At 56.9% G+C, this 13,095-nt stretch carries 7 protein-coding genes; 6 read left to right on the top strand and 1 reads right to left on the bottom strand.

The genetic code is table 11. The annotated features are described in order from the left end of the window. The 3 genes from ACYVAC_RS12475 (at position 1) to ACYVAC_RS12465 (ending at position 8,254) form a co-directional block, all read left to right on the top strand. Positions 1-2,838: a PAS domain S-box protein gene (locus ACYVAC_RS12475; protein WP_461098016.1), complete on the top strand. Its 2,838-nt coding sequence runs from the start codon at positions 1-3 to the stop codon at positions 2,836-2,838. Positions 2,839-2,841: 3 nt separating this feature from the next. Next, the gene (locus ACYVAC_RS12470; RefSeq protein WP_461098015.1) at positions 2,842-3,534 is read left to right on the top strand and encodes a LytR/AlgR family response regulator transcription factor; all 693 of its coding nucleotides are present in this window, start codon (positions 2,842-2,844) and stop codon (positions 3,532-3,534) included. A 244-nt stretch (positions 3,535-3,778) separates the two neighbouring features. Then, positions 3,779-8,254 carry a nitric oxide synthase oxygenase gene (locus tag ACYVAC_RS12465; protein WP_461098014.1) on the top strand — a complete coding sequence of 1,492 codons (4,476 nt, stop codon included), beginning with the start codon at positions 3,779-3,781 and terminating at the stop codon, positions 8,252-8,254. Positions 8,255-8,347: 93 nt separating this feature from the next. Here the strand turns inward: ACYVAC_RS12465 and ACYVAC_RS12460 are convergent, their stop codons facing one another. Next, entirely contained in the window at positions 8,348-9,412 is a 1,065-nt protein-coding gene (locus tag ACYVAC_RS12460; RefSeq protein WP_461098013.1) for an acyl-CoA reductase, read from the bottom strand. Between the two features lie 134 nt (positions 9,413-9,546). Here ACYVAC_RS12460 and ACYVAC_RS12455 point away from each other — a divergent pair, with 134 nt between their 5' ends. The 3 genes from ACYVAC_RS12455 to ACYVAC_RS12445 all read left to right on the top strand — a co-directional run bounded on the left by ACYVAC_RS12455 (position 9,547) and on the right by ACYVAC_RS12445 (position 12,833). Next, the gene (locus tag ACYVAC_RS12455) at positions 9,547-9,897 is read left to right on the top strand and encodes a 4Fe-4S dicluster domain-containing protein (protein ID WP_461098012.1); all 351 of its coding nucleotides are present in this window, start codon (positions 9,547-9,549) and stop codon (positions 9,895-9,897) included. Between the two features lie 354 nt (positions 9,898-10,251). After that, positions 10,252-11,424, top strand: coding sequence for a porin (locus ACYVAC_RS12450; RefSeq protein ID WP_461098011.1), 1,173 nt, complete (start codon positions 10,252-10,254; stop codon positions 11,422-11,424). A gap of 68 nt (positions 11,425-11,492) precedes the next feature. Then, positions 11,493-12,833 carry an ammonium transporter gene (locus tag ACYVAC_RS12445; protein ID WP_461098010.1) on the top strand — a complete coding sequence of 447 codons (1,341 nt, stop codon included), beginning with the start codon at positions 11,493-11,495 and terminating at the stop codon, positions 12,831-12,833. Positions 12,834-13,095: the final 262 nt, after the last annotated feature.

Here is a 13,095-nt window from a genome sequence, read left to right as displayed (position 1 = left end):
ATGCACGAACTGGAGTTGATGAAAAGGCGACTGGGGCGCGAGAAAGCGGCCCGGCAGCAGGCAGAAGCGATTCTGGAAGAAAAAGCACTGCAACTCTACGATGCCAACGTGGAGTTGAAACGGCTCAACGATAACTTAGAGCAGGAAATTCAGGCCAAACTGAAAGAACTGCACCAGAGTGAACAGCGCTACCGGCAGCTGATCGAATCAGTCGAGGATATTATTTATAAAATGTCGCCCAGTGGGGTGTTCACCTTTGTGAGCCCGATGATCGAAAAGCTGCTGGGCTATTCGCAGGACGAGTTCGTAGGCGCACACTTTACGCGCTTCGTTCACCCTGAATACTGGCAGCAGCTGGCCGATTTTTATCAGGATATGCAGCTGCGGCAGCAGGACAGCACCTACAACGAATTTCCGGTACTGACCAAAGACGGCCGCACGATCTGGATTGGGCAGACTGTACGGCTGATCGAAACGCAGGCCTACATCAATGAGATGGTGGCTGTGGCCCGCGACGTGTCGGCCCGGAAAGCGGCTGAGCTGGCGCTCAAAACCACGCAGACGCGCTTTGCTACCCTTATCACCAACCTGCAGTCGGGGGTGCTGGTCGAAGACGAAGATCGACGCATCATCCTGGCCAATCCGCTGTACTGCGAAATTTTCGGATTACCCGTCACGCCCGACGAACTGATCGATATGCCGCATGCAGAACCGATTCGGATGGCGGCAACCCTGCTGCCCGATTCGGCCCAGTTTCTGGCCCGCATCGACGAGTTGCTGAGCCGGCGTGAAATCTGCGTGGGCGAAGAAATCAGCCTGACCAACGGCCGGATGCTCGAACGCGACGGCATTCCTATTTTCCAGGCGGGGCGTTACATGGGCTACCTCTGGAAGTATACCGACGTAACGGAGAAATTCCAGGCCCGCGAACTGATCCGGCGCAGTGAGGAAAAATACCGCGGTATCATGAACAACATGGAGCTGGGCCTGCTGGAAGTCGATACCCAGCAGACGATCGTACGCGTGTACGATCGCTGCTGCACCATGCTGGGCTACACCGAAGGCGAACTGATCGGCAAAAATGCCATCGACCTGCTGGTGGCCCCCGAGTTCAAAGCCGAGCAGTTGCTGCGCGAAAGTGGGGTGGCCAGTTCGTATGAGCTGCAGCTGTGCCGTAAAGACGGCAGCCGCATCTGGACGCTGGTCAGCGACGTGCCTATTTTCGACGAGCAGGGCGACGTGGCCGGGTCGATCGGTATCCACTACGACCTGACCGAGCGTAAGGAACTGGAAGAGCAGCTGGCCCGGGCCAAGCAGATTGCCGAAGAGGCCCGGATGGCCGAGAAGCAGTTTCTGGCCAACATGAGCCACGAGATCCGGACGCCCCTCAACGCCATCATCGGCATGTCGCACCTGCTGTTCGACACGCAGCCGAGTATGCAGCAGCGCGAATACATCGACATCCTGAAAACCTCAGCCGATTTTCTGCACAGCCTGATATCCGATCTGCTCGACATGACGAAGATCGAAGCAGGGCGTATTGAAGTTCACCCCCGGGCGTTCGATCTGGCGGGCCTGCTGCGAGCCACCCAGAAAGTGTTTGAGATGAAACTCGACGGCCGCAGCATCAGTGTCGACGTGCTGCTCGACACGCGCATCGTGGGCAACGTAGTGGGCGACGATCTGATGCTCAACCAGATTCTGATGAACCTGGTGGGCAACGCCGAGAAGTTTACCGAGGAGGGGCGCATTCAGATTATTGCCAAAGTTGGCAGGGAAGACGAACAGGGCTACTGGATTGATTTTGAGGTCAACGATACCGGCATCGGTATTCCCGACGAAAAACTGGATCTGGTGTTCCAGAAATTCCGGCAGGTCAACCCGCACGGGCATAAGCACAAAGGCACCGGGCTGGGACTGGCCATCACCAAAGAGCTGGTCGAGATTCAGGGCGGCACTATTTCGGTGAAGAGCGTGGTGGGGCGGGGCAGTCAGTTCTTTTTCTCCCTGCCATTCGGCAAGGCCGTTACGACAGCCGAAACTAAGCCGGTAGCCGAAAAGCCTGTGGTGCCAACCGGCGATATGCCCCTGTGTCGGGTGCTGGTGGCCGAAGATAACGTGATGAATCAGAAGTACATCGGCAGCCTGCTCAACAAGTGGATGATTCCGTTTGCGCTGGCGCTCGATGGGACTCGGGCAGTCGAAATGGCCAAGAGTCAGCCGTTCGACATTATTCTGATGGACATTCAGATGCCGCTCATGAACGGCTATGAAGCGACGGTGGCCATCCGGAGTTCGCAGAACCCCAACCAGCATGTTCCAATCATTGCCCTGACGGCGTCGGCCATGCTCGATCATAAGCATACGGCCATAGAAGCCGGTATGGACGACTTCCTGACCAAACCCTTCGACCCGGCCCAATTGCTCGCAATTCTGCAACACTATGCGAAGGCCCCCCGAAAAGAACGTAGTATTGCACCCGCAACGCCCAACCTCAACAAGAAGCGGCTCACGGAGCTGTATGGCGACGACCATGCCTACGCATCCGACATGTTTGCCACGTTCCTGAGCGATGTTGTGCCGGAAATAAACCTGATTCCCCGCCTGTGTGAAGAAAAAAACTGGCCCGCCATTGGTCGTCTGGCCCACAAATTGAAACCCGCCATGGGTATGGTGGGACTGACCCGGCTGGAGGAAGAATTAACGCTGATCGAAAAGAACGTGAACGCCACGGCCCGTCCCGACATTATTGAAATGCATTGCCAGAACGTGATGGCGGGTATGGATACGATGCTGCCCGTTATCGAACGCGAATTACAAAAGTTGACACAAGCCTGATTCATGCCACTGACCTGCATCATTGTCGAAGACGAAGCGTTGTCCCGCAAGTCGCTGTACCGGCTCTGCCAGCAACACGACGACCTGCAGGTACTCGGCGCGTTCGAATCGGCCAGTCAGGCACTTGAGTTTCTGTCGGGGCAGCGTGTCGATCTGCTCTGGCTCGATGTCGAAATGCCGGAGATGTCGGGCTTCGAACTGCTCGAGCAGCTCTCCTTCAGCCCGTTTGTGGTGATGACCACCAACAAAACAGAATATGCATTCAACGCGTTTCGGTATAAGGTTACCGACTTCCTGCAGAAGCCCATTACCTTACCCTTCTTCGAAACCGCTGTTGCCAAAGTAAAAGAATTATACGATCTGCAGCAGGCGAGCGTATCGTCGGAGCCGCAGGATATTTATGTGAAGAGCGACGGGCGCTTCGTGCGCCTGCCACTCAACACCATTGCTTATATAGAGAACATCGGCGACTACGTCAAAATCGTCACCAACACCCACACCCATATTGTTTACATGACCATGAAGCACCTGGAAGAAAAACTGAACTCTCAGTTTTTACGGGTGCATCGGTCTTACATCGTACATCTGCGTAAAATTGTCGACATCGAGGAAAACACAATCGTTATCGATGGGAAAGTGATTCCGGTGAGCCGTGCCAACCGCTCCGAGTTAATGAGCCGATTGAACCGGGTTTGATTGCGTAGCGGCTTTTGTGACGTAAATGCCTGTAGTATAGTATAGTAATAGTCAATTGTCTCTTAATCGGATACGATCTATTTTTGCAGCGTCGATCATACAACTACCTTGTTAACAAATCGGGCCAATCTGCATAGCACGTTGCCAACCCGGTTTTTTTTCTGGTCAGTTTTCTGGTATTCCCAACCCGGTGGCCAGCATACGCCCCCAACGCCCGCTTGATTACTACCCATAAACGCATAAAATGAATACGGTTACAACAAACGACCCGGGTCTGGGAGAGGGGAGCGGTAATGACGACCCCCACTCACTGCACATTACGGAGGTGCTTATCAGCCACTATCCGGAAAATCGATATGAATACCGGGGTGTCGTGTGGTCGCTCGATGAAACGGGCCGTGTGCTGGTCGAACAAACCCTACAGGGGCGCCGTAAACCCGAGTGGCTGGTCAACATGCGGCATCAGAGCCGTGGCCAGCTCGTTGTAACAATCCAGGCGCGCGGCAACGATACGCTGCCCTGGCAGTCGGTTGGGAAATTAACCATTGACCCGCTGCGCAGTCTGAACGGATCGCGTTCGGCCGTTCTTGAGTTGCCGCTGCCCGGATGGGCCGAAGCCCCCGGGCTACAGCTGAGTGTACGCCTGCTGAAAATCCCGGCCAATACCGGCACCAGCCCCGTTGGGCAGCTGGGCGAAGGGGGGCGGCTACAACGCCCCGCAGCAGCCGCAGCACCACCGCCTTCGGCTTCGGTCGACGACCCGCTCGCCACCCCCCTGACACCGGTTGAGCAGGTGATTGTCAAGGATATATGGAATAAGCTGCTGGCCTATCAGGACATGCTGATCGATATGTTCTTCGAGCGGCTGCTGCACGAAGAACCCGACCTGATCGATGCTTTTGGCGAAGCCATCGACCTAGTGCCCAGGTACTTTGCCGAGCTGTTCGACGGGAGTGTTCGCCGAATCAACCCGCATACCGAACGCATACTGCGGGAAAGCTACCGCGGAGCCTACCCCGATCCGCTGGAGGGGCGTCAGCCGTTCGATACCCTGGCTCAGCTGCTGGTTGATCTGGGCATGCGCCCAACCCACTGGCAAACCGCCCGCCGGGTCTGGAGCTGGATGCTGACCCAGGTGCCCCACCTCGAAGAATACGACCGGGAAAACCTGGCCAAAGGGGTACATTCGGCAGCCTACCGGTTTTTTACCCTGCATATTCTGCCCGCCGTTGAGGTAGCCACCCGTCGGTACGATGCCTCGCTGTCGGCCGATATGATCCGGCAGATGCGTCGGACAAGCGACTGCCTGGCGGCCGATGCGCTGGGCAATGGGGTCGAATTTTACCGGCTGCTGTTCGAAAGTCACCCGCAGATCATGGCCTATTTCGGCCGTACCGATATCGACAGTCTGTCGCGCCACCTGATGCAGACCATTGCCTTTCTGCTGAAGTCGCTCGAAGCGGGGCAGGACGTAGCGTTTGAACTGCGCGAACTCAGCCGGATTCACACCAGCCACCGCATTCCGCCCGATGCCTACGCCAGCATTGCGGCTCCGCTGATTACGGTTATGCAGCAGTGCGTGCCCGACTTCACCGATGAGGAAGCGACGGCCTGGATAACCCTGCTCAACCGGGTAAGCGCGGTATTGCGGCAGCCGATGCTCAACCAGCAGCGGCTCATCGACGAGGCTACCGAGTTTATCCGGCAGGTGGGCGACGAGCTGGCCTGGGAGCCGGCCAATACCGAGCAGCGCCTGCAGGCCATCGAACGCGAAATCCGGACAACGGGCACGTATATTCAGACCTACGAGGAGCTGGCCTATGGCGCGCAGCTGGCCTGGCGTAATGCCTCCAAATGCATCGGGCGCATTGCCTGGCGCAACATGATCGTGCGCGACCTGCGCCATGTCAACGACCCCGACACCATGTTTCAGGAGTGTGTCGAACACGCCCGCATGGCAACCAACGGGGGCAACGTGCAGATCGTGATGAACGTATTCCGGCCCCGCAAGCCCGGTGAGCGCTGGGGACCCCGGATCTGGAACAGCCAGTATATCCGGTATGCGGCCTACGAGCAGCCCGATGGCACTATTCTGGGCGACAAAGCCAACCTGAAACTTACGCAGGCCATTATGCGGCAGGGGTGGACACCCCCGGCCGACCGCACGGCTTTCGACTGCCTGCCGCTGGTAATCGATGTGCCCGGGCATGCGCCCCGCCGGTACGAATTCGACCCGGCCGATTTGCTCCAGATCCCGATCGAACACCCCGACTACCCGGGCATCGATGCCCTGAAACTGCAGTGGTGTGCTATTCCGGTTATTGCCAATTTCAGAATGGCCATCGGGGGCGTGCAGTATGGCTGTGTGCCCTTCAACGGCTGGTTTATGGAAACCGAAATTGCCCGCAATCTGTGGGAAGAGGATCGGTATGGCCAGGCCGAACCCATTGCCAAAGCCATGGGCCTCGATACGGCCAGTGAGCAGAGCCTCTGGCGCGATCGTACGTTTCTGGAGCTTAATGCGGCTGTGCTGCATTCGTATTCGAAGGCCCGGGTTACGCTCGTCGACCATCAGACGGCAGCGCGGCAGTTTCTGGCCCACGACCTGCGCGAGAAACGGGCGGGGCGGGAGTGCCCCGCGCAGTGGTCGTGGGTAACACCGGCGGCCGGGGGGAGCACCACGCCCGTCTGGCACCACGAGATGCGCGATTTCTTCCTGAACCCAAGCTACCATTACACCGCCGACAAATGGGCGGTGCTGGGCGACGAACTGACCATCTCGGGCGAAGACGGCGATGCCGACGCTGGTGTCACCGACCGGCCCCTTATTCTGTTCGGTTCGGAGACCGGCACGGCCGAGAGTTACGCCCGCCAGATGGCCCGGCGACTGGGGCGCCATCACCCCCGCGTAATGGCGCTCGATGAGATTGAGCCGGCTGCACTGGCCCACGAGCGGCTGGTGCTGGTTGTGGCGTCTACCTTCGGCAATGGCGAAGCTCCCGGCAATGCAACTGGTTTTCTGAAGGCGATCCGGCAGCTGCCGATGGGCTCGGTAGGGCGTTTTTCGTTCGCCGTAATGGGGCTGGGCAGCACCGTTTATCCCAACTTTTGCGCCACCGGTATCGCCCTCGACCGCGAGCTGGCCCGCATTGGCGGTAACCGGGCTGTTAGCCTGCACCTCGGCGATGAGCTGAAAGGACAGGCCGATACCTACCGGCACTGGCTCGAGCTGGTGGCCCGGCTCCTTGGCGAAGATCCGACCAGCGCGGGCCGTCAGACCGAAACCGAAGAGCGTACGGCCGTAACGCTGCTGACCGAGGGCGCGGCCGATCTGATTCAGGCCGAACACCCCCGGGTGATGCCGGGCACCGAGGTCCGCGTGGTCGAGAACCGGGAACTGCTTAAACAGGTGATTGCCGGAAGCCGCTCCACCCGGTTCCTGTCGTTCGACATCGTCGATACAGACCTGTCGTACGAAACAGGTGATCATATTGCCATTTACCCCCGTAACCCGGCCGATTTGGTGGCTCGCCTGTGCCGGCGACTCAATGCCGACCCGACTCAGTGGTTTATAACCCAGCTGGTCGACAGCAACGGACAGGCTATTCCGGGGACGACGGCTTATCCGTCGCCCGTCCGTATTGGTGATGTGCTCACCGATGAGGTCGATCTGTCGCTGCGCGAACCCATTACCGAACTACTGACCCTGCTGTTACAGAGTCTGCCTCCCGACGCCGATCGGGCCAAGCTGGAGGGCTGGCTCAGCTTGCTGACCCGCGACGCCGACAAACCAACCGGGCAGGCGCTGAAAGTGTATTTGATCGACCAGTACCTTACTGTTGCCGACCTGCTGGACGCTTTTCCATCGGCGGCCGTTAGCTTCGATCAGCTTATTCAGATTCTGCCGCGCCAGAAACCACGGCTTTACTCGGTGTCGTCGTGCTCGCTGGTACACCCGCAGCAAATTCACATTACGGTTGGGGTGGTGCATGCGCCAACCAGTACCGGACTGGTGCGGCCGGGACTCTGCTCAAATTTTCTGGCCGGTCTGCAGCCCGGCGACCGGCTCCGGCTGGCCGTGCGAACCAGCAATTTCCGCCCCCCGATCGATCCACGGGTGCCCATGCTGCTGGTCGGGCCCGGAACCGGACTGGCGCCACTGGTTGGCTTTTTGCAGCACCGGGAGGTTCAGTTACGAGCCTTGCTGGCCGATGCCGACCTGGTCGACATGGCTGACTCCGACGAGCTGATCGGGCAGGTTGGGCAAACCCGGCTTTACTTCGGCTGCCACGATCTGAATGATTATCTGTATCAGGAAGAACTGGAGACCTGGCACGAAGCCGGCGTACTGACTCACCTCGACGTGGCCTTTTCGCGGATGGGCGAGAAGAAGATCTACGTACAGCACCTGATCGAGCAGCAGAGTCAGGAACTCTGGCGGGTACTGGCCCAGCCCGACTGTCACTACTATGTATGCGGTGATGCCCGCATGGCGGAGGAGGTTTTTGCCGTGCTGATGAACATCGCCCGCTCGACCGGGGGAATGACACACGCGCAGGCCGTTGCTTTTTTTGAACGCATGCGTCGGGAAAACCGCTTTTTCTCCGATGTATGGGGTGTACTGGTCAACTCACAGCAGGACCTGGCCGATGTGCAGGAAGCCCGCTACTCCCAGGGTGAACGGTGGCTCGAACGGGTCAACAGCAACAGCCAGCGGTAAGGATCACCCATTTATCATCAACAGGAAAGCCTACAAAAGCGGGGCTCCGATCAGGTCGGGGCCCCGCTTTTATCGTAAGGATGAGACTGACGATTAGAGACTGGTCAGAAAGGCCATCGTATCGACCCCGTCGGCATAATCGGTAAGGCCGGGTTGCTGCGTCAGGCCAAACGGAACACTGCCCGCCAGCCAGCCTTTGGCAGTAGCCACGGTCTGAATCCGGTCGGCGCGTTGGGCCAGCCAGGCCTGGGCATCGGCCAGGGTTTTGTAGGTGTGCGTATAAACCACTGAAATGGGCGAGACCAGCGCGTCACTTTCAGTCACCAGCAGGTAGCCGTTATCGAAGTGGCGAACCCCGTTGATCAGGTAAATCGACTTGTTGTAGTCGTAATTGTTCTGGTACTTGTGATTGTTGAGGTAGATACTGCCGTTGGGTTCGAGGGTGCGCAGCAGGGGCGTAAAGTCGTATGGCTCGCCGTGCGGCCCTTCGGGTACCAGCAGCGTCGATACGTTGCGGCAACCCAGACCATAGTAATCGGAAAGATCGCTGCCAAGCGCTGCGAAATCGGCTGGCTGCTCTTCGCCCATCAGCAAACCCACCGACGTACGATTCCGGCGGATGATGTGGGGCTTTTTGCCAAAATAGTAATCGAAATACCGGGCGGTGTTGTCGCTGCCGGTGGCGATGTAGGCATCGGCCGCATTGAGTCGCTCGGCCTCCTCGATGAAGCCATCGAACGCAGGATTCAGCTCCTTTATTTTTTGTATTAAATAGTGGATAAGTACAAAATCCTGCGTGCTGAGTTTTGCCATCAGCCGGTGGCCCGCCAGCAGTACGCACAGCATATCGTGGAAACCAACCGCCGGAATATTGCCGGCCATGACTACACCTACCGACAGGGGTGCCGAACCGGTATAAGCCGGGTGAAAGGGACGGGCCGGATCAAATCCATACCCGTTTACCCAGCTGTTGAGGGCGTCGGCCGTGAGAAACTGTTGGGCAATCGCCTGCAGGGCGTGATGCGTATTGGCGGGGGTGAACCAGTTATTGCGGTGGTAGGCGCGCTGGGCAATCTCGTCGAGTTCGGGTTCAGAATCGGCCCGGCTGAGGAAGTCGCCCAGGGCTACGAACGTTTGCAGGCGTTCAGATAAAAGCATGAATCGGATTAACAAATGGAATACCCCATCAACGGAAGTGATTAAATTTTAGTTTGGCCCCAACCTTTAAATAATTATATTTGTTGTCCAAAACAAGGAACAATTTTTCAGGCTACTATAAATCTGTACTACTCATGGCCATCATGATCACCGACGAGTGCATCAACTGCGGTGCCTGCGAACCCGAATGCCCAAATACGGCCATCTACGAAGGCGGAGTCGAGTGGACCTGGGGGGGCGGTACTGAACTGACGGAGGTTGACTTCGGCGATGGCACGGTAGTAGGTGGGAAAGCCCCACAGGCTCCTGTCTCGAACGAGTTCTACTACATCGTAAGCGACAAATGCACCGAGTGCATGGGCTTTCATGAAGAGCCACAGTGCGCAGCTGTCTGCCCCGTCGACTGCTGCGTACCCGATCCCGAACACGTTGAAGACGAAGAAACCCTGCTGGCCAAGAAGGCCTGGCTGCATGCCGAAGCGTAAGCACCCGGCATAGGTATTTCCGTAATCAGGGCCTACCCGGCCCGCTGAACCAGACTGACCCGAGCAGTCTGGTTTTTTTTTGCCCTGCCGGAATCTACACCCGAAAAATACCTTTATTTCAAAGCGAATTATATTTTGAAAATTTATAAAAAGGCAGAATATGTTATATGGTGCGAATTTTAAGCGAAATTGAGCATTAAGACCATAAAATTTGGGATTATTTGAATTTTTTACGCTTTATTCTACTATTTAGGACATTTTTTTAGGACAAAAGCTTGTATGGGAATCTTTTGTGGGTAAAATTTGCCACAGAATAAGATTGCCTAACTGATAGTACTACACGAAACATTAATGATGAAAAAACGAATTTTACTTGCTATTTCTTTGCTTTGTGGTTATTCGCTTCAGGCGCAGGATTCAACCGCCACAACGCCCGGGAAATTTACCTTCTCGGGTTACATGGATACCTATTATTTCGGGAACTTAAACAACCCCAAGAGTCAGTCGAACCTGGGCCTGAACGGCGCCGGCGTCGGCAACGCCCGGGCGTTCGATCAGCGGGCCGGTCAGTTCGGGATCGGTCTGGTGCAGGCCAAAGCCATGTATTCGGCCGATAAGGTCGATGCTGTGTTTGACCTGACGTTTGGCCCATTCTCGGATCTGGGCAACTACGGCAACTACATTGGGCCGCTTGGCCCCGGCTCCACGTCGCTGGCCATCAAACAGGCTTACCTTGTTTACAAGGCCACGCCGAAACTCTCCTTTACGGCTGGTCAGTTCGGTACGCACATTGGCTACGAGGTAATCGACGCACCGGTCAACTACAACTACTCGCTCTCGAACCTCTTCAACAACGGTCCGTTCTATCACATCGGCGTAAAAGCGCAGTATGCATTCAGCGACAAGGCGTACCTGATGCTGGGGCTGGTCAACAACGTCGACAACCTCTACGACAACAACAAGAAGAAAGGATTGATCGGGCAGCTGTTCGTGTCGCCGGCAGCGGGCTGGAACGTTTATCTCAACGCGATCTACTCGAACGAAGCCTCGAAAGCAACGACTAACCCCAACGGCACGGTGGCCGTTTCGGCTGAGGATGCCAACTACGCCCTGTTCGATCTAACGACGACCTACCAGGTAACCCCTAAATTCTTTCTGGGTCTGAATGCCGCAACGGGTTCGCAGAAAGGCGATTACCAGGGATACGGCGGTACGCTGAGCGCCAAAACGTGGGGTGGGGTAGCCGTCTATTCTAACTACGCCTTTACCGACCATTTCGGTCTGGGTGCCCGCTACGAAGTATTCGACAACAAAAACGGCGCCCGCGCGCTGACCGATGCGGCCGGCAACGGTGCCAGCGTGAACTCGATCACCATTACCGGCAACATCACCGCTGCCGACGGACACCTGCTGCTGAAACCCGAACTGCGGGTCGACAGCTACTCGGCCGACAAATTCGAGAAAAACAACGGGTCGCTGACGCCTTCGCAGACCACGCTGGGTATGGCTGCCATCTTCAAGTTTTAACAAGTGCCCCCTCAATAACCCGTACTTAACCAACCATTTTTCAGTACAACAAAAACCTCTCAAACTCCATGCAAAAGCCAAATTACATCCCGCTCATCCTGCTGGGAATCGTAGCTCTCCTGGGCGTTATGCCCGGCTTCAACGGTGTGCCGACTCAGATCGTCACCGAAGGTATCAATTCGGGCGACACGGCCTGGATGCTCGTGGCCACGGCCCTTGTACTGTTGATGACGCCGGGCCTGGCGTACTTCTACGGGGGTATGGTGAATAACAAAAACGTGATCTCGACGATGCTACAAAGCTTCATCGCGATGGGTGTAATCAGCGTACTGTGGGTAGTGGTTGGCTACAGCCTTGCCTTCGGCTCCAGCATTGGTGGTTTTGTGGGCAATCCGTTCGATCACTTCATGTTCAAAGGCGTACTCGATGGTAAGCCCTGGTCGCTGGCCCCCACGATTCCGCTGGTAGTCTTTGCCTTCTTCCAGCTGAAGTTTGCCGTTATCACGCCGGCCCTGGTAACGGGGTCGATGGCGGAGCGGATCAACTTCCGGTCGTATGTGCTGTTCATGGTCCTGTTCAGCCTGCTGGTCTATGCACCGCTGGCGCACATGACTTGGCACCCCGAAGGACTCCTCTTCAAACTGGGTGTGCTTGACTTTGCCGGTGGCACCGTCGTACACATGTCGGCTGGCTGGGCCGCGCTGGCGGGTGCCCTGTACCTGAAGCGCCGGAAGTCGCACCTCGAGTCGAGCTATTTTCCACCGGCCAACGTACCCTTCGTACTGCTGGGGACGGGTCTGCTGTGGTTTGGCTGGTTTGGTTTCAACGCCGGCTCGGCAGTAGGCGCTTCGGCACTGGCAGCATCGGCCTTCGCTACCACCAACACGGCTGCGGCCGCGGCCGGTCTGGGCTGGGTTCTGTTCGATTCGGCTAAAGGCAAGAAAGTATCGGCGCTGGGTTTCTGTATCGGTGCCGTAGTCGGTCTGGTTGCCATTACCCCGGCCGCCGGCTTCGTTACCATCCCGACCGCTATTTTCATCGGCACAGTAGCCTCGGTTGTATCGAACTACGTTGCTCACCTGCGTACCAAATCGACGCTCGACGATACGCTCGACGTGTTTCCCTGCCACGGTGTAGGCGGTATGGTCGGTATGGTTATGACGGGTATTTTCGCCAGCCGGGCCGTTAACTCGGCCGTTGCAGAAGGCAGCGAAGGACTGGCCTTCGGTCAAACCTCGCTCTTCATCAACCACATGATCGCTCTGGTAGCCGTATCGGCTTTCGCCTTTGCCATGTCGTTCCTGCTGCTGAAAGTAACCGATATGATTCTGCCCCTGCGCGTTTCGGAAGAAGACGAAAAATCGGGTCTGGACATCAGCCAGCACGATGAGTTCCTGATCGAAGCGTAAAACCGGTGGCCCGTATTCGGTTTACAGATTGCGGTTAATTCATGACCAGGGCACTGTAAACAGAATACCGTAAACCGAACATAGACACAACGACAGAGCCACAGGCACTCTGTCTGGCCATATTGACCGGCAGCTTTACTGTGGTTTTGTTGTACTCATGGAGCCGTTCCCACTTGGGAGCGGTTTCCTATTTTATGGGGTTCCCGGGCACAGCAGCGCCACCGCTTCATACTGGCAACGCCCCAGCGACCGGGTACAGCCA

This window comes from Spirosoma luteolum (genome assembly GCF_054778875.1).
Note: the sequence above shows the minus strand (reverse complement) of the source record. Positions and strands in the feature narration are given on the sequence as shown.